Annotated in this window: 15 protein-coding genes and 1 pseudogene; 8 read left to right on the forward strand and 8 right to left on the reverse strand. The window is 72.0% G+C overall.

Annotation, left to right across the window (positions count from 1 at the left end; translation table 11 throughout):
- The first annotated feature begins 8 nt into the window (after positions 1-8).
- The 5 genes and pseudogenes from DDQ41_RS20865 to DDQ41_RS20890 all read left to right on the forward strand — a co-directional run bounded on the left by DDQ41_RS20865 (position 9) and on the right by DDQ41_RS20890 (position 5,137).
- A complete protein-coding gene (locus DDQ41_RS20865; protein WP_109295847.1) occupies positions 9-290 on the forward strand; it encodes an acylphosphatase in 282 nt (93 codons plus the stop codon).
- Positions 291-672: 382 nt separating this feature from the next.
- Positions 673-891, forward strand: a complete 219-nt coding sequence (locus DDQ41_RS20875; protein ID WP_109295849.1) for a hypothetical protein — start codon at positions 673-675, stop codon at positions 889-891.
- 250 nt (positions 892-1,141) lie between these two features.
- Positions 1,142-2,878, forward strand: a pseudogene (locus DDQ41_RS20880) (chromosome segregation SMC family protein); the annotation flags it as partial.
- 47 nt (positions 2,879-2,925) lie between these two features.
- Positions 2,926-3,750 carry a molybdopterin dinucleotide binding domain-containing protein gene (locus DDQ41_RS20885; RefSeq protein WP_109295850.1) on the forward strand — a complete coding sequence of 275 codons (825 nt, stop codon included), beginning with the start codon at positions 2,926-2,928 and terminating at the stop codon, positions 3,748-3,750.
- A 43-nt stretch (positions 3,751-3,793) separates the two neighbouring features.
- Positions 3,794-5,137, forward strand: coding sequence for an extracellular solute-binding protein (locus DDQ41_RS20890; RefSeq protein ID WP_109295851.1), 1,344 nt, complete (start codon positions 3,794-3,796; stop codon positions 5,135-5,137).
- A gap of 273 nt (positions 5,138-5,410) precedes the next feature.
- Here the strand turns inward: DDQ41_RS20890 and DDQ41_RS20900 are convergent, their stop codons facing one another.
- On the reverse strand, positions 5,411-6,127 hold the full coding sequence (locus DDQ41_RS20900; RefSeq protein WP_109295853.1) for an LbetaH domain-containing protein: 717 nt from the start codon (positions 6,125-6,127) through the stop codon (positions 5,411-5,413).
- Positions 6,128-6,213: 86 nt separating this feature from the next.
- Between DDQ41_RS20900 and DDQ41_RS20905 the strand changes: the two genes are divergently transcribed.
- Positions 6,214-7,095: a glycosyltransferase family 2 protein gene (locus tag DDQ41_RS20905; protein ID WP_174720304.1), complete on the forward strand. Its 882-nt coding sequence runs from the start codon at positions 6,214-6,216 to the stop codon at positions 7,093-7,095.
- Here DDQ41_RS20905 and DDQ41_RS20910 read toward each other — a convergent pair.
- The gene (locus tag DDQ41_RS20910) at positions 7,092-7,913 is read right to left on the reverse strand and encodes an NAD-dependent epimerase/dehydratase family protein (RefSeq protein ID WP_262508519.1); all 822 of its coding nucleotides are present in this window, start codon (positions 7,911-7,913) and stop codon (positions 7,092-7,094) included. The two genes, DDQ41_RS20905 and DDQ41_RS20910, sit on opposite strands and share 4 nt — an antisense overlap.
- 167 nt (positions 7,914-8,080) lie before the next feature.
- Between DDQ41_RS20910 and DDQ41_RS20915 the strand changes: the two genes are divergently transcribed.
- A complete protein-coding gene (locus DDQ41_RS20915; RefSeq protein ID WP_109293153.1) occupies positions 8,081-9,406 on the forward strand; it encodes an IS4 family transposase in 1,326 nt (441 codons plus the stop codon).
- Positions 9,407-9,428: 22 nt separating this feature from the next.
- On the opposite strand, the gene DDQ41_RS20920 is transcribed toward DDQ41_RS20915, so the two are convergent.
- Both DDQ41_RS20920 and DDQ41_RS20925 read right to left on the reverse strand, forming a co-directional pair.
- Entirely contained in the window at positions 9,429-9,722 is a 294-nt protein-coding gene (locus DDQ41_RS20920) for an NAD-dependent epimerase/dehydratase family protein (RefSeq protein ID WP_109295855.1), read from the reverse strand.
- A gap of 366 nt (positions 9,723-10,088) precedes the next feature.
- Positions 10,089-10,418 carry a hypothetical protein gene (locus tag DDQ41_RS20925; protein ID WP_109295856.1) on the reverse strand — a complete coding sequence of 110 codons (330 nt, stop codon included), beginning with the start codon at positions 10,416-10,418 and terminating at the stop codon, positions 10,089-10,091.
- Positions 10,419-10,679: 261 nt separating this feature from the next.
- On the opposite strand from DDQ41_RS20925, the gene DDQ41_RS20930 reads away from it, so the two are divergent.
- Positions 10,680-11,909, forward strand: a complete 1,230-nt coding sequence (locus DDQ41_RS20930; RefSeq protein ID WP_262508520.1) for a tetratricopeptide repeat protein — start codon at positions 10,680-10,682, stop codon at positions 11,907-11,909.
- 71 nt (positions 11,910-11,980) lie between these two features.
- Here the strand turns inward: DDQ41_RS20930 and DDQ41_RS20935 are convergent, their stop codons facing one another.
- The 4 genes from DDQ41_RS20935 to asnB are packed head-to-tail and all read right to left on the reverse strand — an operon-like array spanning position 11,981 to position 18,722.
- Positions 11,981-12,754 carry a cysteate racemase gene (locus DDQ41_RS20935; protein ID WP_262508676.1) on the reverse strand — a complete coding sequence of 258 codons (774 nt, stop codon included), beginning with the start codon at positions 12,752-12,754 and terminating at the stop codon, positions 11,981-11,983.
- 26 nt (positions 12,755-12,780) lie between these two features.
- Positions 12,781-14,997, reverse strand: coding sequence for a condensation domain-containing protein (locus DDQ41_RS20940; protein WP_109295858.1), 2,217 nt, complete (start codon positions 14,995-14,997; stop codon positions 12,781-12,783).
- On the reverse strand, positions 14,994-16,850 hold the full coding sequence (locus tag DDQ41_RS20945; protein WP_109295859.1) for an amino acid adenylation domain-containing protein: 1,857 nt from the start codon (positions 16,848-16,850) through the stop codon (positions 14,994-14,996). Before DDQ41_RS20945 ends, DDQ41_RS20940 begins: the two co-directional genes overlap by 4 nt.
- A gap of 9 nt (positions 16,851-16,859) precedes the next feature.
- A complete protein-coding gene (asnB, locus tag DDQ41_RS20950) occupies positions 16,860-18,722 on the reverse strand; it encodes an asparagine synthase (glutamine-hydrolyzing) (RefSeq protein ID WP_109295860.1) in 1,863 nt (620 codons plus the stop codon).
- Positions 18,723-18,810: the final 88 nt, after the last annotated feature.

An 18,810-nucleotide genomic window follows, 5' to 3' on the forward strand; every position in this document is an offset into this window, starting at 1 on the left:
TTTCGCGCATGCATGAGCACGCACGGATGACCGCATGGGTGCGCGGCCGCGTACAGGGAGTCGGCTTCCGTTGGTTCACCAGGGAAAACGCCCTGGAGATCGGCGGCCTCCGCGGGTTCGCGCTGAACCTCGACGACGGCAGGGTGCAGATCGTGGCGGAGGGTCCGCGTGAGAATTGCCACCGTCTCCTGAAGTGGCTGCGGTCGTCCGACACGCCCGGTGCCGTTGCCGGTGTCACCGAGATCTGGGGCCGCCCGCGCGGCGGTTACGACGGATTCGCGATCCGCTGATCCGCGGACCCGGCCCACGGGTACGTGATGTGCTCATCCGACTGCCCACTGCGTGCGTGTTCGAGTGAAACGCGCTGGTGGTTGCCAATACCGGGTCCGTCGTGCCAGGCTGCGCCAGTAGCGATGATCTCCGGCCCCGCGGGCCTCCACGAGAGCCGCCGCCGTGTGCGCCACGGCCGCCGGCCCGCGCCCCGTCGCCGATACGGGGTGTGATCGTGTTGACCGTCAAACTTTTTGGTGAGACGCTGGAAGCCCCGCGCACCCTGGCTGTTCGGTGGCAGGAAACGCAGTGAACACAAGCGCTGCCGAGCACCGCGGGTGCGGAAATCCCTCACGACCCACACCGCATCGGTCGGTCACTCAGTGTGGAGGACCATCCATCATGGCAAAGGCGCTTCTCGGTTACGTCGGCGGTTCCGACCCGCGACTCCTCGCCGAGATGCGACGGCTTCAGCAGCGCGTCCAGGACCTGGAATCCGAACTCGTACGGATCCAGACCGAGAACGACGCGCTGAGCGCTGCCGCCGCACGGCACCATGGCGAGTCGTTGCTCGAAGGCATCGACATCGACGTACCCAAGGGCGAGCCGGCGCTCACCTGATTCCCGATCCCATCGGGATCCGGTGAGGAACTCTCTCGCACGGCAGGTATGTATGCAAGGGACGCTTCGGCGTCCCTTCTTTTTGTTTCCCCCTCTGTAGCGCGTTGCCTACCGTCTGATGTGCCCTGCATATTCAGCGATGAAACCGCCGCGCCTTCGGCGATGAAACCGCGGCGCGTTTCCATCGCGCCGCTTCGGGGGAACTGCGCCGCCCGCGATCTCCGGGTGCCGGGGGGTAGAGTCCGGCGGCGTGCACCTCAAGGCCCTGACCCTCCGCGGGTTCAAATCCTTCGCCTCGGCGACGACGCTTCGCTTCGAGCCCGGTATCACCTGCGTCGTGGGGCCGAACGGCTCCGGCAAGTCCAACGTCGTGGACGCGCTGTCCTGGGTCATGGGCGAGCAGGGGGCGAAGTCCCTGCGCGGCGGGAAGATGGAGGACGTGATCTTCGCCGGGACGACCGGGCGCCCGCCGCTCGGCCGGGCGGAGGTATCCCTCACGATCGACAATTCCGACGGGGCGCTCCCGATCGAGTACGCCGAAGTCACGATCACGCGGATCATGTTCCGCAACGGCGGCAGCGAATACCAGATCAACGGGGACACCTGCCGGCTGCTGGACATTCAGGAACTTCTCTCCGACTCGGGTATCGGGCGTGAGATGCATGTCATCGTCGGGCAGGGCCGGCTCGACTCCGTGCTCCACGCGGACCCCATGGGACGCCGGGCGTTCATCGAGGAGGCCGCGGGCGTCCTCAAGCACCGCAAGCGCAAGGAGAAGGCCCTGCGGAAGCTCGACGCGATGCGGGCGAACCTTGCTCGCGTCCAGGACCTCACGGACGAACTCCGGCGGCAGCTCAAGCCGCTGGGCCGGCAGGCCGCCGTTGCGCGCCGGGCCGCGGTCATCCAGGCCGACCTGCGCGACGCCCGCCTGCGCCTCCTCGCCGACGACCTCGTGCGCATGCGCGAGGCGCTCAGGACCGAAGTCGCCGACGAGGCCGCGCTCAAGGAGCGCAAGGAAGCCGCGGAGGCGGAGCTGAAGAGGGCCCTGGCCCGGGAGGCGGACCTGGAGGACGAGGTGCGCCGGCTGGCGCCCCGGCTGCAACGGGCCCGCCAGACCTGGTACGAGCTGTCCCAGCTGGCCGAGCGGGTGCGTGGCACGGTGTCGCTGGCCGAGGCACGGGTGAAGAGTGCCACCTCGGTGCCCGCGGAGGAGCGGCGCGGCCGCGACCCGGAGGACATGGAACGCGAGGCCGCGCGGATCCGCGAGCAGGAGGCCGAGCTCGAGGCCGCGCTGGAGGCCGCTGAGCGCGCGCTGGAGGACACCGTCGCCCACCGAGCCGAACTCGAGCGTGAACTGGTGGCCGAGGAAAGGCGGTTGAGGGACGTGGCCCGGGCGGTCGCCGATCGCCGCGAAGGACTTGCCCGGCTGAACGGGCAGGTCAACGCCGCCCGTTCACGCGCCGCCTCGGCCCAGGCGGAGATCGACCGGCTGGCGGCCGCCCGGGACGAGGCGCGCGAGCGGGCCACCGCGGCCCAGGAGGAGTACGAGCAGCTCAGGGCGGAGGTCGACGGGCTGGCGGTGGACGACGCCGCGCTGGCGGAACGCCACGACGCGGCGAGGCGTGAACTGTCGGAGGCCGAGGAGGCCCTGTCGGCCGCCCGGGAGGCGGCCACGGCGGCCGAGCGCGAGCGTGCCGCGGTCGCCGCACGCCACGACGCCCTCGCGCAGGGGCTGCGCCGCAAGGACGGCACCGGCGCGCTGCTGTCCGCCCGGGACCGGCTCGCCGGAGTGCTGGGCCCCGCCGCGGAGCTGCTGACGGTCGCCCCCGGTTACGAACTCCCGGTGGCGGCCGCCCTCGGCGCGGCCGCCGACGCCGTCGCCGTCGCGGACCCCGCCACGGCGGCGGACGCCATCCGGCTGCTCCGGAAGCAGGACGCGGGCCGTGCGTCCCTGCTGCTGTCCGCGCCGGTTCAGGGCGTTCCTCGTCCCGGGTCCTCCCGCTCGAACCCGGGCAGCTCTCCGAGGCGGAGATCATGGCCCGGCTCTGCCTGATCGCCGCCGGCCAGGGCGCCGACGCCGACCCCGCCGCGGTCGACGAGACGGTGCTCGGCGAACTCCTCGGCGCCGGGGTCCAGATCCCCGGCTCCCCCTTCGAGGGCATGGAGGTCGCCGAGGCCCGCGCCCTGCTCGACGGCGACAGCGGCCCCGAGCTGATGCTCGACGCGATGCTGCGCCTCGGCCCGTACGGGCTCTCCCTCGCCGAACTGCGGGAGCACCCCCACGGGATCGACCTCGGCCCGCTCGAGCCGCGGCTGAAGGAGGTGCTCGGCACGGAGTCGGGACTCGTCCGGCTCGCCCCCGCCGAGCTGGGCGGGGAGATCGGCCGGCTGAACGAGCGGCTCGCCGCCCCGGCCCCGCCGATGGTGCTCATCGGCAGGCGCCAGCTCCGCTCCAACAACAGCTGGCTGCACAACATCCCGTCGCTGACGGGCGGCAGCAACCGGTGCACGCTGCACATCCACCCCGACGACGTGGCCCGGCTGGGTCTGGACACCCACGCGAGGATCGTCTCCGCAACCGGCGACCTGGTCGTGCCCGTCGAGCCCGTCGACCGCATCATGCCGGGCGTCGTCAGCCTGCCCCACGGCTGGGGACACGCCGGGTCGGCGCAGCGCACCGCCTCGCTCCACCCGGGCGTGAACGCCAACGCCCTCACCGACGACTCCGTGACCGACGCACTTTCCGGCAACGCCGTCTTCAACGGCGCCCCGGTCACGGTCGCCCCCGCCCCGGCTCCCGCCGGCACCGACGAGACCGCCGCCCCGCAGCGGGTCCCGCTCCCGGTCGTCACGGCCTGAGGCCGTTCCCGCGTTCCGCCCCGATCCCCCGACTGGAGGACCCATGCATCCCGCCCCGGACGACACCGTCGTCATCGAGGCATGGCTGTCCGAGTTCCCGTTCCCCGACTTCCTGGAGCCGATCCGGGAACGCGCCCGGGAGTTCGAGAAGGCCCACCCCGGGCACCGGATCAACATCCGCGGCTTCTCCTACCAGGAGCTTCCCGACGCGATCGCCCGGGCGGCCGCCGCGGGCCGGGCCCCCGCGGTCGCCACCTACTACGCCGGAGCCTCGCAGCTGGCGCGCGACGCCCGCGCCCAGGACGGCAGCCCGCTCTTCGTCTCCGTGGAGAAGGCCGTCGCCGGACGCACGGAGATCCTCGGCGAGGCGGTCGTCCTCGACGACTTCCTGCCGGGCGTCCGCGAGTACTACACCGTCGACGGCGACTTCACGACGATGCCGCTGACCCTCTCGACCATGCTGCTCTACGCCAACACCACCGTGCTGCGCCGCGCCGGGGTCGCCGCCGCGCCCCGGACCTGGGAGGACACCACGGCCGCGTGCGAGGCCGTCGCCCGCCTCGCCGACGGCCCCCGGCACGGCATCGCCTGGCCCGTCGACGGCAAGTTCCTGCAACACGCGGTCGCCCAGCAGGGCGCCCCGCTCGCCGACGCGGGCAACGGGCGACACGGCCGGGCCACCCGCATCGACCTGGCCTCCGACGCGGTGAAGGCGTACGTGGACTGGTGGCGCGGCCTGCACCGGGCCGGGCACTACCTGCACACCGGCGTGCAGGAGGACTGGGCCGGCACCTTCAGGGCCTTCGCCGACCAGGAGGTGGCCCTGCGGCTGAGCTCGTCCTTCGACGCCAACTACATGGTGCGGGCGGCGGCCGCCGCCGGCTTCGACATCGAGGTCGGCGTCCTGCCCCGCAACGGTGCCCTGCCCTGCGCCGGCAACTGGATCGGCGGGGACTCGCTCTGGCTCGCGGACGGCCTGGACGAGGCGACCCGGGACGGCGCGCTGGCGTTCATGCAGTACCTGAACAGCCCCCGCGCGGCGGCCGCCTGGCACAAGGCCAGCGGCTCCGCCCCGGCGACGTACGGGTGCATCGCCCTGCTGGAGGAGGAGGGCTGGTTCGACGCGCACCCGCACCACCGGGCCACGAGCGAGCAGCTCGAACTGCGCGCCGGCCCGCCCGAGGCCCACGGCGCGGTGCTGGGCGCGTTCCATGCGGTGCAGATCGTGTTCATGGCCGCGATGGAGGAGATCCTGGCCGAGGGCGCCGACCCGGACGCCCGCCTCGCCCGGGCCACCGCCGAAGCCCAGGGGCACCTCGACGCGTACAACGCCTACGCGCTCGGGACCGGCCCGGAGACCCCCGACTGCCTCACGGTCCGCATCTGACCGGCGCGGCTGTTCCGCACGGCGATCGCCATCTCGGGTGGTCAAGTGAACGTGCGGCACAGCGGGAGCAGAGGCGTGCGGGCAAGTAGGTCACGCTCGACGGTAGCGCCGCATCCGGCGACGTTCGCCCCGTCGCGACGCCCACGGCAGGCTCGGCGAATCGCTGCGTTGCCGAATCAACCGAGGCCCACGACGAGGCCGATGCGGCGCCTTGCGATGCACCGCATCGGACGCCGCTCACCGACGGGCAAACCGTTCCTGACGTAGTGCTAGCTACTTGGTGGTCTGGCTGGGCGGCAGGGTGCGGCGACGGCGGCGAACGGTGGCTTCCGTCGCGTGTGGGGCGCTGACGGTGCAGTCCTGCGGGATGCCGCGGATGGCGAGGGCGACGCCGCTGGTGATCTGACATCGACGGCCGATAGCGACGCCGGGACCGATGCTGATGCTGTTGCCGGTCTGGGTGTCGTCGCCGATGACAGCCCCGAACTGGGTTGTTCCACAGCGGTAGAGGCCGAGGCCAGTGCGGATGATGACCTCGCGGTCGGGCCTGCGCATGTCGGTGGTCATATTGATGGCGGCCACGGTGACGCTCGCGGAGAGGTGCGCTCTCGCTCCGATGATCGTCCGGTTCACGCCGATCCGGTGTCCCAAGACGGCGTCCTCTCCCACGAATGCCGCGGTGACCTCGCAGTTGAAGCCGACTTGCGCCCCAGCACAGAGGACGCTGCCTTTGCGGACGGTGGTGAACTCGTGGACTTTGACGTTCGGGCCGATGATCACGTCTTCCCCGATGATCGCCGTGGGGTGGATGGACGCACTCGGATGGATGCGCTGGTCTTCGCCGAGCATGGTCAGGGCCTCGTGCTGGAGGCCCCGCCACCGGGCCAGGAAGTCGGCCAGTCCGAACTTCTCCAGCCCCCGGTAAGTAGTGGTGGCGATGGCACCGACGGTGGGGGCGGTGATGTAGTTGCCGAGGACGATGGGATCCATGTGTGAGCCTTTCGGATGAGTGCGGCAGCAGGTTTCGGCCGGGATAGGCTCGCCGTTCACCTAATGCTGGCTTGAGGGAAGTGGTGATGGTCTTGACCCGGCCGCGTGTGGGTGTTGCCGTGCTGACCATGGGCGACCGCATGCCTGAGCTGCTGGCCTTGCTGGAGTCGGTGGCCAAGCAGGACGAGCCCGCCACCAGGGTTGTCGTCGTCGGGAACGGGACGGCTCTCATGGGGTTGCCGGACGGCGTGATCGCGGTGGAACTGGATGAGAACCTCGGGGTGCCAAGTGGCCGCAACGTCGCTTGGCAACGGCTGCGCGAGTTCGGTGACGTGGACGTGCTCGTGGACCTGGACGACGACGGGCTCCTGATCGACACAGGCGTGTTCCGGCGGATCGCGGACCTGTACTGGGAGGACCCCCATTTGGGCATCGTCAGTTTCCGGATCGCGGACGAGACCGGCACGACCCAGCGGCGCCACGTGCCCCGCCTGCGGGCCAAAAATCCGATGCGGCCAGGTCTTGTGACGACGTTCCTGGGCGGCGGGCACGCACTGTCGATGCCTATGCTGGAGCAAACCGGTGGCTGGCCGGACGCGTTCTTCTTCACACATGAGGAGACCGATTTGGCCTGGCGTGCAATCGACCGGGACTGGGACGTCCTCTACGAGCCGCGACTCGTTCTCCAGCACCCGAAGACCTCGCCGGCCCGGCACACCATCTACCACCGGATGACGGCACGGAACCGGGTGTGGCTTGCCAAGCGGCATCTGCCTGCGCCTCTCGTGCCGGTCTACCTCGGGGTGTGGGTGGTGCTGACCGTGGTCCGTGCGAAGTCCCTGGCGGGATTGCGGGCGTCGTTCGGCGGGTTCGCCGAGGGCATCCGGACCAGCGGGGGCCCTCGGCGTCCCATCAGGTGGTGGACGGTGTGGCGGATGTCCCGACTGGGCAGACCGCCGGTCGTCTAAGCCGCCGTGGACTCCCGCAGCCAGCCGGGGGCGGCGGCCGGGGTGTCCCTCAGCCAGTTGACGTAGCGGGCCACGCCCTGGGCGACGGTGACCTTCGGCTTCCAGCCCAGGATGTTCTCCATCCGGCGGGTGGCCGCGTACCCGCCGAGCGGATCGCCGGCGGGCAGTGGGGTGTCCAAGAAGCCCGTGTTCGGGTAGTGCTCACGGACCAGTTCCGCGACCTGGCGGACGCTGGTCGGGATGCCGGTCCCGATGTTCACGGTCTCGGTGTGGGCACGCGGGCTGACCAGGGCCCGCAGTGTGCCCTCGGCGATGTCATCCACGTGCACCATGTCCCGCATCTGTCGGCCACCTCCATTGAGGTGCAGGGGAAGCCCCAGATGAGCGCGGGCGGCGAACCAGGCGACCACCCAGGAGTGCGAGTTCGGCTTGACAGTCTGCGGTTCGCCGTAGACGGAGAAGTACCGGACGATCGCGTACGAGGTCCCTACCTGGCCGAGGATGAGAGAGGTCTGTTCCTCGCCCCATGCCTTGGTGTTCCCGTAGACCGACACTGGCCGACGGCGGGTGAACTCGTGGAACTGCGGCGGGATGCGGCCGAGCACCGACTCCAGCAACTGCCGCATGGTCAGCAGCTCGGGAGTGTCGGTCTCCTCCGGGTTGCCGTCGCCGTAGACGCTCGCGGAGGAGACGAACACCATGCGCCGGATACGGTCCGTTGCGGCAACAGCGTCCAGGACACTCTGGGTGCCGGCGATGTTGGTGTCGATGGCGGCCAGCGGTTCACGGGTGCACGCAGCCACGTCCGCTAGAGCCAAGGCCGTTCAGTTTGCGGATGGGTGGGGTTGTCCAGGGTCCGTAAGCTGCGGTTTCGCGGACATGAGGAGCGGAGCCCCGGTAGAACTGGCAGTCGACCAAGACAAGCCGTTCACAAGGACCGGAGGCTCCGCTGTCCGGACAGTGTGCCATCACTCGTGTCGTCACGGTGGCCGGAGGCCGGTTCGCACCCGGTCATCTCGGTGAACTCACCCAGTGCATCCCCTTCGAAATGGTCGACGAGGCATTGAAGGCCACGGGCAGGGTCCAGGAGCGGCTGCGGGACCTGCCATCCCGGGTGGTCGTCTACCTGCTGCTGGCCGGGTGCCTGTTCCCGGAGGTCGGATACCTCGGGGTCTGGCGCAAGCTCACCGGCGCTCTGGCCGGTCTGCCACTGGCCGCGCCGTCGGCAAGCGCGCTGGCCCAGGCCCGCCGCCGTATCGGCGCCACACCGCTGAAATGGCTGTTCGACCTGCTGAAAGGCCCGGTGGCCGGGCCACGGACACCGGGAGCATGGTGGCACGGTCTGCTGGTGATCGCGCTCGACGGCACCACCCTGACGGTCCCCGACACCCCTGCCGTCCTGACCCGGTTCACCAAGCAGGCGGGCAACCACGGCGGGACCGGCTACCCGCAGGTCCGCCTGCTGACCCTGGTCGCCTGCGGCACCCGCACCCTCATCGACGCGGTCTTCGGACCCACCACATCGGGTGAGACCACCCACGCCCCGCGCCTGCTGCCCAGCCTGCGGCCGGGGATGATCCTGCTGGCCGACCGCAACTTCGCCGCCCAGGGGCTGATCAACGACATCGCGGCCACCGGGGCCGAGGTCCTGGTCCGGCTCAAGAACGGCCGCCGGATGCCGATCCTGGCCCGCTACCGGGACGGCTCCTACCTCTCCGCCCTCGGCCCGGTACCCGTGCGCGTCGTCGACTGCGAGATCACCATCACCACCACCGCCGGGAAACACACCGGCCTCTACCGGCTCGCCACCACTCTGCTCGACCACCACCGCCACCCCGCCGGTGAACTGGCCATGCTCTACCACCAGCGCTGGGAGATCGAAACCGCCTACCTGGAACTGAAATCGACCATCCTCGGCGGCCGGGTCCTGCGCGCCCGCACCCCCGAGGGCATCGACCAGGAGATCTACGCCCTGCTGGTGGTCCACCAACTGCTGCGGACCGCCATGGCGGACGCCACCAGCACCCAGCCCGGCACCGACCCGGACCGGGCCGGCTTCTCCATCGCCTGGCAGGCCGCCCGCGACCAGCTCGTCCTGGCCGCGGGCATCATCGCCGACCCGGTCGTCGACCTCGTCGGCATCATCGGTCGGCACGTCCTGGCCGGCCTGCTGCCCCAGCGGCGGCTACGGGTCAGCCCCCGCATCGTCAAACGCGCCATCTCGAAGTACCAGGCACGAGGGCCCTGTATCGACCGGACCAGCTACAAGGCCACCACCGGCATCGAGATCCTCGCAGCCGCAGGCCCTTGACGACACGGCCCAGCCGCAAACTTCACGGCCTTGCCGCTAGAGCGGCAGCGTGGATCACGTAGTCCGAGTCGGAGACGAGCTTGCGGACCAGCGCCGTGTCCCGGATATCGCCCAGGACCACATCGGGGTCCGACACGTGGACCCCGAACAAGTCGGCGTATACGCGCTCGGGGTAGGCGCTCATGGTGCACAGAGCGACGGGGCGGGCGCCCAGAACCCGGAGCTGGGCGACGATCCGGGAACCGATGAGGCCCGCGCCGCCGGTCACCAGCACGGTGCTGCCGGCCAGGGCGGATAGGTCTGAGGGGTGGTGCACGATGCCTCCAGAAGCTGGTTCGGGTGGAACTCGCGACGGTTCGGGCGGCCAACTCGTCGGCCGCGGGTCGAGGGGCTGGTTTTGCGGGCCCCAGGGGGCGGACAGTGGACGCCGCTTCGGTGTCCGAGGCTGAGGCGGCGACAGCCGCGTGTGGGACATCAAGCCCGGTGGCGGAGCGTTTCTACAGGCGACCCTCGTCAGGGGTCGGCGTCGTGGGTGCTGAGCGCGGGGTCCACGGTCAGGCCGTGGACGGTGTCGTGCTCGCCGTGGGTGAGCAGGCCGAGCAGGGTGGGCCTGGTTGCGGCCCCGAGCGTCCAACACCCACGACAGGAGGAGGGGCTCCAGGAGGTCGGACAGGGCGGGGGCTCACAGGCCCTGTGCCCCGGCGTCGAGCCCCCTCTGCCGCCGGTCGATGGCTTGGGCGAGCTGGATGCTGAGGAGTTCCACTCGGCCTGGCTCCACCCTCATGACTGTGGGGAGGCGGGTTCCGCCGCGGAAATGGACCTCTACCGGCATCAGCATCTCGTCGCGGGTGCCGTCGTAGCGCAGGTCCCGGGCGATCGGCGCGATGTGGGAGACGAACGGCAAGGTGTCGGTGGCGACTTCATCGGCTGCGGCGCGGTGTGACATCTCCCCGTCCGTAGGCGGCGGTAGGGCCTCGCGGACGCTGGAGTTGTGGGCGGGCGTCGTGGCCATCGTTGCTGTCCTTTCGCCGGGCAGGCGCAGATCGGCCCTGATCAGGGCCGATCTGCGCCAATCGAGATTGGAGTGGGTGATGTTCAGTCAACGGCGGTTCGTGATTCGAGGACAGGGCCCACGATGTAGTCCTGCGTAATCCCGCGTAATCCAGGTGGGGAGGGTGACAGGGTGCCGAGGAATCCGGTCGTCGCGGAATTGATCAGCCAGGCGTGCGAGACGAGGGGCTGGGGGCCCTCCGAGCTTGCCCGCGCTCTCGGTATGGCTGAGAGTGGTGATCCCCGCCGCTTACAACGCCAGCACGCTCGCCGCTGGATGATCGGCGAGCGGAGCCCGGAGCACTGGTGGCCGTACATCGCCCAGGTCCTCAACCTGGACCCGGAGTCGATCAACCTTCCCGAGACCGGGCCGGGTGAACTCCTCACGGATACCGTTGCATCAGTCCTATGCCTGGGAAGGAGCGATGTGGACCGCCGGATCTTCATCACCGCGTCCAGCGGATATGCCCTGGCGGCCCTTGGTCTGCCCGACCCCGAGAGCATCATCCGCCGCACCCGCGGCACCCCAGCCGGAGCGGTCCGCGTAGGCAGGGGCGAAGTGGCTGCCGTCAAGCAGATGGTCAAGGCTCTGGGCGACTCCGCTTCCGAACTCGGCGGAGGCCACGCTCGCCATCTGGCCGTGCGCTACCTCACCGAAGACGTCCGCCCTTGGCTGAACGGGCGGTTCACCGCAGCCACCGGCCGAGAGCTGTACGCCGCGGCCTCCCAGCTCGTCCACCTGGCCGGATGGATGGCCCAGGACGAGGGCGACACCCCACATCTGCGGGGGCTCGCCCAGGGCTACTACGCGCATGCCTTCCGTCTCGCCGCCGAGGCCGGGGAGCCCGAGTTGTCCGCCACTGCCTTGCGGGGACTCGCAGTGCAGTGCGTCGAGCTGGGCTTCCGGGCGGAGGCCGTGCAACTCGGCGAAGCCTGTGTCGAGTACGGCGGTCACGTACGCAACGGCCGCGCCGTCGCCTACTACGAGGCCACCCTCGCGAACGCCGCCGCCCAGGACGACGACCGCAGGACGGCCACCCGGCATCTGGGCCTGTCCGAGACGGCGATCGGCAAGCCGACCGCGACCGGCGGCGAGTCTTGGGCGGCTCACTACTCGCCCGGCCGGTGGGCCCACGAGTCCGGGATGATCCTCTCCCGGCTCGGCGACCTCGATGCCGCCGAGGAACACCTCCATCTCGCTCTGGAGATCCACGGTGTGGACCGGCGTCGCACCCGTGCCATCGTCCTGGCCGACCTCGGCTGCGTTCGCCTCCGCCAAGGCGACGTGGACGGTGCCCTCGACACCTGGAGCGACTTCGTCGAGTGTGCCGACGGCATCCAGTCGGTGAAGGTACAGGCCGCTCTGCGAGACATGCGCGTACGGTTGTGCCGCTTCCAGAGCCTGCCCCGGGCCCAGGACCTTCGCGAGCGGGCCGGCCGCATCGACGGCTGACAACCTCCCTCCTCCACCCGGGACGACGCCCACCGGCGCGAGGGCGAACCGTCCTCGGCCCCGCCCGCCCGCTACGCCGCCGCCGTCAGTCCGGCCGCGCGGGAGGAGGGCCGGGCGGGAGCGGGGTAGAGGGCGTCCACGCAGGCCGTCGCGAGGGCGTCCAGGCTGGAGACCGTCGCCGCCGCGGGCAGCCCGGACGCGTCGTAGGCCAGCGGAAGTTCCGTGCACGCGGTCAGCACCGGCAGGCGCTCCTCGCGCCACAGCGGGCGGACGGCCGACGCGAGCAGCCGCCCGCCCTCGTCCGTACGGCCCGCCTTGACCAGGACGGCGGCGTGGTGGATCCGCGCCCGGACCGCCGGGCCGGGGACGGCCAGCCGGTAGCCCAGCTCCGCGGCCCGCCGCTGGTAGAGGCCGCTGGCGACGGTACCGGTGGTGGCGGCCAGCCAGCCGCCCTCCGGGCTGAGGGCCATCGCCGCCCGCAGCGTCGCGTCGACGATGTGGACGACGGGGACCGGCAGTTCCGCCCGGATCCGGTCGATGTACACGTGCGCGGTGTTGCACGGCACGGCCAGCAGGTCGGCGCCCCAGCGGGCCAGGGTCGCCAGTCCCTTCCGGATGGCGGGCAGCGGGGCGTCGCCGCCCTCCAGCAGGGCGGTGGACCGGTCGGGGACCGACGGGTCGGACAGCATGACGATACGGGGATGGTGCTGGTCATCCGCCGCCGGCACCCGGGCGGCGAGCAGCCGCAGGAACTCGGCTGTCGCGGCGGGCCCCATCCCGCCGAGGACACCGAGTGTCCCGGCGGGCGTCGGCGCCGGCGCCGAAACCGGTCCGGGCTCGGGCACCCGCTCCGGCTCCGGTCCCGGGGCCGTCATGGTGCCGCTGGGTCCGCGGCCGCCGTCAGCCGGCGCGCCACCCGCTCGGGTACCGCGGCGGCGAGCAGCCGGCCCCGCGGGCCGGGCGGGCACCACCAGTCCAGGTGGAGCACCCCCTGCCGGACCACGCCGCTGACCGTCACCGCGTCCCGGCCGGTCCCGGGCAGGACGGTGAAGTCGGCCTCGTCCGCGGCGACGAGCGCGAAGGGGGAGCCGGCCGGCAGCAGCGCGGCGAGGTCGCCGAAGTGCTCGTAGCGGATCGGTGCGGGCGCGCCGGACGACGGGGCCTGTGCCAGGGCCCACCGGCCGATGCCCCGGGGCCCGTCCTCGGCCGTGTGGTCGAGGACCTCGACGCCCGGCTCGTCGCCCAGGTCGGCGAGGACCGCCGACAGCGCCGCGGCCACCCGCGTCGCGCTCGCGGGCGCGCCGCAGTCCGTCCGGATCCGTACCGGCTCCCGTGCGCCGGCGTCCGCCGCCGGTGACCGCGCCGGGCCCGGACCCGGGCGGCCGAAGCGGTCGGCCGCGCCCGGCGCGACGGCCGCCGCGCGGTGCAGAAACGACTCCGTCGGCGGGAGCGGCGTCTCTCCGCCGGCTGCCCAGAGAGCGGACAGGTCCCGCAGCAGCGTCCGCCAGGAGCGGATGTCGGCCAGCAGTTCGTGCACGACGAGGAGCAGCCGGGCCGGGAGCGGACCGCGGTCGACCAGGGCGAACTGCAGCAGCGGGCCGTCGGTGAGGCTGATCCGCGACCGCAGCCGGTCCACGGCCGCGTGCAGCAGCCCGGCCTCCGCCGGGGCGTCCCGCCCGGAGGCGTCCAGGCGCAGCACGGGAAGGGCACCGGACACCCCGGCGTCGTACTGCTCCCACCCGCCGTCGCGCTCGGCGAACCGCAGCCGCAGCGCCTCGTGGTGCAGCAGGAGCGCCAGCGTCGACCGGCGGGCCAGGGCGGAGTCGGCCGGGTCCTTCGCCTCGAGGAGCAGGGCCCTGCCCTGGCGGCCGGGGGTGTTCCCGGCGCGGGCCAGCACCTGCCGCTGAGCGGGCGTCAGCGGCGTGCGGCGCCCGTCGGCCGCGGAGACGGTGGCGGCCGCGGAGTCGCCGTCGGCCGTGGAGGCAGTGGCGGCCGTGGGGGCAGTGGCGGTCGCGGGCAGGGTCCGTTCCGCCGCCGGGGCACCGGCCGCGGGGCGGACCGTCCCCGCCTCGGGGAGCGGGTAGCCGATCCGCAGCAGCATCTTGCGCACCCGCGGGGTCGCGGCCGGCATGCGCAGTTCCTCGTCCGCCTCCGCCCGCTCCAGGTGCCCGAGGCGCACCTCCCAACGGGTGGGCGCCTCGTAGTTGTGGAAGCCGCGCTCACGGGTGTGCACGAGGACACCCGCGTCGTTGATCATGCAGTTGGAGCTGCAGAAGCCGGTGTCGCCCGGCTGCGCCCACAGGTCGGAGCGCTCGTGCAGCAGCGCCCGGATGCCGTCCTTGGTGACGTCGGAGTACCGGTAGTAGTCGACGACCTCGACGGAGTCGACCACCTCGGGGGCGATGCCCCCGCCTGCCTGGTGGTAGACCCGGCGGCCCTCTTTCAGACCCGGCTCGATCTCGGCCGGGTCGAAGATGCCCTGACGGTGGAACCAGGACAGCCGCTCGTCCATGATCTGACCGCGCGACAGGCCCGTGACGATGGTCGGGATGCCGAGGTCGTGGGCGTGCCGGGTGCTCAGGTCCAGCAGGGAGCGGAAGCAGCCGTTGCACACGCTCTTGTGCTGCTGGAGGCTGCGCAGGAAGACCCTGTCCTGGTCGGCGTGGGTGGCGGTGACGTGCTCGATGCCGAGTTCGGAGGTGATCTTCTCCACGTTGCGCAGGGCGGTCCTGGAGATGAAGCCGTTGTCGAAGGTGAAGGTCCGCACGCGCAGGCCGAGATCGATCAGCCGGTACAGCACGTACGAGCTGTCCTTGCCGCCGCTGTAGAGCAGCAGGCAGTCGACGTCGGAGCCGCGCTCCGCGGCCCGGGCGCGGACCAGCGAGACGAATCGCTCCACGTCGCCGAAGTAGGCGTCGATCTCGGTCCCGTGGCGCTCGTACATCGTGCACAGGTCGCAGATGCCGGCCGCGTCGAAGGCGATGCCGGGGTAGCGGCCGCTGATCCCGCAGCGGGCGCAGGCCCGCTCGGGGGTGCCGGTGCCGGTCTCGGCCGCAGCGGTGGTCGCAGGAGCGGGGTGCGTGGTCATCGGAGATCCGGTCCCTGGATGGCGAAGAGGTCGTCGAGTGGCGCGTCGGCTGCCAGCAGCTCCTTCTCGACCGCCGCTGCGAGGCCCGCGACCGTCGGCGACAGCAGGAAGTCCCGCAGCGGCACGGTGACCGCGAAGGTCTGGTTCACCAGGGCGAGCAGCGAGACGACGAGCAGCGAGGTGCCGCCCGAGGCGAAGAAGTCGTCGTCCCGGCCGGCACCGGAGACGGGCAGGGTCCGGAGCCACAGCACCGCCACCGTCCGCTCCGTCGTGGTACGGGGCGGCTCGCCTGCGGTGCGGTCCGCGGCGCGGGGCGAGGGGGCGGGCAGCGCACGCCGGTCGATCTTGCCGCTGAGGGTGCGGGGAAGCTCGGCGAGCGGGACGAACCGCGCCGGCACCGCGCTGTCGGGCAGCCGTTCGCGCAGATAGCCGCGCAGCTCCCTGTCGAACGCCTCGGGCGCGGCGCCGGCCGGGGCGTCACGGAGTTCCAGGTATGCGCGGAGATGGGCCGCGCCGGCCTCCTCGACGGCGACCACGGCGGCGTCCGCGACGGCCGGATGGTCGCGCAGTACGCACTCGACGCCCTCCAGCTCGACCCGTACCCCGCCGATCTTGACCTGGTGGTCCTTGCGGCCGAGGAACTCCAGGGCGCCGTCGTCGAGCAGGCGGCCGTAGTCCCCGGTGCGGTAGACGAGGTCGGTTCGGTCGCCGGTGACCGGGTGGGGCACGAAGGCCCGGGCGGTCTCCCGGGGGTGGCCGTGGTAGCCCAGGGACCGGTGCGGGGTGCGCAGATGGATCTCGCCGACCGTGCCGGGCTCGGCGGGCCGCCCGTGCTCGTCGACGAGCAGCACCTCCGCGTCCGGGATCGGGCGGCCGACGGGGATCGACGGGCGGGCGAGGTCCTGGCGGGTGACGACGTGGAAGGTCTTCGTCATCGTCGTCTCCGACGGCCCGTACAGGTTCAGCAGCCGGATCCGGTCACCGTACCGGCCGAAGAGGAGTTCGGCGTCCGAGGTCGCGAGCCGCTCACCGGACAGGGCCACCCAGCGCAGCGAGCCGAGCGTGCGGTCCCCGGCGATCGCGGCCGAGACCAGGCCCCGGAACAGCGACGGGACGGTGTGCACCAGGTCGATGCGCTCCTCGTCGGTCCAGCGGGCCAGGGCCGCCGGGTCGAGGACCGTCTCCGGGGGCGGGACGACGATCGTGCCGCCGGTGGTCAGCGGGACGAACAGGTCGCGCAGCACGGCGTCGAAGGACGGGGAGACCAGCTGGCTGACCCGCCAGCCCGGCTCCACGCCCAGCAGCCCGGTCTCCCACCGGATGTACGGCGCGATGGAGCCGAGCCGGCCCACGATGCCCTTGGGGCGGCCCGTGGTGCCGGAGGTGAAGAAGACGTACGCCGGGTCGTCCGCGCCGGAACGGTGGTGCTCCCGGCGGACTCCGGGGGAGGCGGCGGGACCGGCGGTGACGGTACGGGCGGTGGGCGCGGCCTCGGACAGCGCCTGGAGCGCGGCCGGGTCGGCGGGGGAGCCGACGACGGCCCACTCGGGCGCGACCTCGAGGAGCGTCGCCCGCAGCCGGGTGGGTGGGGCGGCCAGGTCCAGGGGGACGAAGACGCCGCCGATCCGCAGGATGCCGAGCACGGCGGCGACGAGGTCGCGGCGGTCCCGGACCAGGACGGGGACGAAGGCGCCGGCGCCCGCCCCCGCGGCCTTCAGGGCGTCCGCCACATGTGCGGCGCGCGCGTCCAGTTCCGCGTAGCCGAGGGCCCCCTGCGGGGTCTCGACGGCCACCTGGTCCGGCGATCGCCCGATCGTCCTGCCCACCAGGTCGTGGATGGCTTCGAACGTCATCAGTGTTCCTTACGAGTGGTCCGGCAGGGAGAAGGTGTCCAGGAGGATTCCGAAGGTCAGGACGGTGAGCAGCAGGTCGTCGCCGTAGTGGGGATGGACCTCGAAGCCGTCGCCGGTGTAGCGGGCCCGGAGCCTCTCCACGGCCGCCGGGTCGAAGTACCCCTGCCGCCTGATCCGCGCGGGGGAGAGCATGTCGCCGACCCATTCGACGCCGGCGCGCAGCAGCGCCGGGCTGCCCGGCGCGCGGAAGCCGAACTTCTCGCGGTCGATGATCTCCGGGGGCACCAGGCCCTGCGCGGCCTGCCGCACGACGTACTTCTCACCGAGCGGGTGCACCTTGAGATGGGCGGGGACCCGGGTGGCGAACTCCACGACCTCCCGGTCCAGGAAGGGGTAACGGGCCTCCACGGAGTGGGCCATCGCCATCCGGTCGCCGTGGTCGGAGAGCAGATGGTCCGACAGCCGCAGCCGGAAGTCGAGATAGGAGCGCTGGTCCAGCGGGTCCCGTCCGGCCAGCCGGGCCCGGTCCACGGGAGGCAGGCGCAGGCAGTCCACTTCGCGGAACGCCTCGCGGACCCCCGCGGAGTAGATGCCGAGCTTGGCCTCGCGCCAGGCGTGGTAGCGGCGTTCGTAGAACAGGCCGGCGTCGCCCCACAGCCGCCGCCGCACGTCGTCCTCCAGCGCGTCCGCGAGGTCGTCGCCGGAGCTGCCGGCGCCGCGGCCGAGCCGGTCGAAGCGGTAGCCGACATAGCCGCCGAAGAGTTCGTCGGCGCCCTCGCCGGTGAGGACCACCGTGGTGCCGCTCTCGCGGACCTGCCGCGCCAGCGCCAGTGAGCAGGTGTTGTACGTCTCCTTCACCGGCGTCTCGGCGTGCAGCACCATCCGGTGCAGGCCCTCGGCGATGTCCGCGGTGGTGAACCGCACCTCGTGGTGGCGGGAGCCGGCCTTCTGGGCCATCAGGCGCTGGTAGCCCGACTCGTCGATCTCCGCGTCGGGGAAGGTGACGGAGAACGAGTCGGCCGGGGGCGCCAGCTCCCCGACGAGACCGGCGATGAGCGAGGAGTCGAGCCCGCCGCTGAGGTAGAAGCCGACCGGCACGTCGGCGTCCAGCCGGCGCCGTACCGCCTCGGTCAGCAACTCGCGCAGCCGCTCGGCGTAGTACGCGTCCGGCCTCGGCGCGAGTTCGCCGGCGCGCGGGTAGTCGAGGTCCCAGTACGGCACCTCCCGTACGGCACCGTCCTCGACGAGCAGGTAGTGGCCGGCGCGCAGGCTGCTGACGCCCTGGAACATGGTCCGGGGGCTGACCAGGCCGGGGAAGGTGAGCACCTGGTCGAGGCCGGTCAGGTCCACCGCGCGGTCTACGCCGGGATGTTCCAGGACGGCCTTGGCCTCCGAGCCGAAGACGAAGTGGTCGGCGGTCGTCGCGTAGTGCAGGGGGAGGATGCCGGCATGGTCGCGGGCGAGGAAGAGACGGCGCCTCGGCCGGTCGAGGATGGCGAACGCGAACTGCCCGTTCAGCCGGTGCAGCAGCTCGGTGCCCTCCTCCTCGTAGAGGTGTACGAGGACCTCGACGTCGCAGTCGGTGCGGAAGCGGTGTCCCCTGCCGACGAGTTCGGCGCGCAGCCGGCGGTGGTTGAAGATCTCGCCGTTGCACACCATGACGACGGCGCCGTCCTCGCTGGACATCGGCTGGGCGCCGCCGTCGAGGTCGTTGATGCTCAGACGGCGGAATCCGAGCCCGACGCCGTCCTCGGCGAACACCCCGTCGGAGTCCGGACCCCGGTGCAGCAGGGTCGCCGTCATGCGCGCGAGCGCCCGGGAGTCCACCCCCACACCGTTGCGCAGGCCCATGGCCCCGGCGATGCCGCACATGTGACGGATCCTCCTTCATCGGACAGCCGAGCACCGGGCAGGGAAGAGCGGAACGAAGGAAGAACCGGCCGGCGCCGCGGCGCCGGCC

Origin of the sequence: Streptomyces spongiicola (assembly GCF_003122365.1) — a bacterium.
In the GTDB taxonomy this organism is placed as follows: domain Bacteria; phylum Actinomycetota; class Actinomycetes; order Streptomycetales; family Streptomycetaceae; genus Streptomyces; species Streptomyces spongiicola.

Coding starts and splice junctions, on each gene's coding strand:
- DDQ41_RS20940 (WP_109295858.1), bottom strand. CDS start 14,997: ATGACCACGCACCCCGCTCCTGCGACCACCGCTGCGGCCGAGACCGGC.
- DDQ41_RS20925 (WP_109295856.1), bottom strand. CDS start 10,418: ATGGCCACGACGCCCGCCCACAACTCCAGCGTCCGCGAGGCCCTACCG.
- DDQ41_RS20865 (WP_109295847.1), top strand. CDS start 9: ATGCATGAGCACGCACGGATGACCGCATGGGTGCGCGGCCGCGTACAG.
- DDQ41_RS20885 (WP_109295850.1), top strand. CDS start 2,926: ATGGCCCGGCTCTGCCTGATCGCCGCCGGCCAGGGCGCCGACGCCGAC.
- DDQ41_RS20900 (WP_109295853.1), bottom strand. CDS start 6,127: ATGGATCCCATCGTCCTCGGCAACTACATCACCGCCCCCACCGTCGGT.
- DDQ41_RS20890 (WP_109295851.1), top strand. CDS start 3,794: ATGCATCCCGCCCCGGACGACACCGTCGTCATCGAGGCATGGCTGTCC.
- DDQ41_RS20930 (WP_262508520.1), top strand. CDS start 10,680: ATGGCTGAGAGTGGTGATCCCCGCCGCTTACAACGCCAGCACGCTCGC.
- DDQ41_RS20875 (WP_109295849.1), top strand. CDS start 673: ATGGCAAAGGCGCTTCTCGGTTACGTCGGCGGTTCCGACCCGCGACTC.
- DDQ41_RS20945 (WP_109295859.1), bottom strand. CDS start 16,850: ATGACGTTCGAAGCCATCCACGACCTGGTGGGCAGGACGATCGGGCGA.
- DDQ41_RS20905 (WP_174720304.1), top strand. CDS start 6,214: ATGGTCTTGACCCGGCCGCGTGTGGGTGTTGCCGTGCTGACCATGGGC.
- asnB (WP_109295860.1), bottom strand. CDS start 18,722: ATGTGCGGCATCGCCGGGGCCATGGGCCTGCGCAACGGTGTGGGGGTG.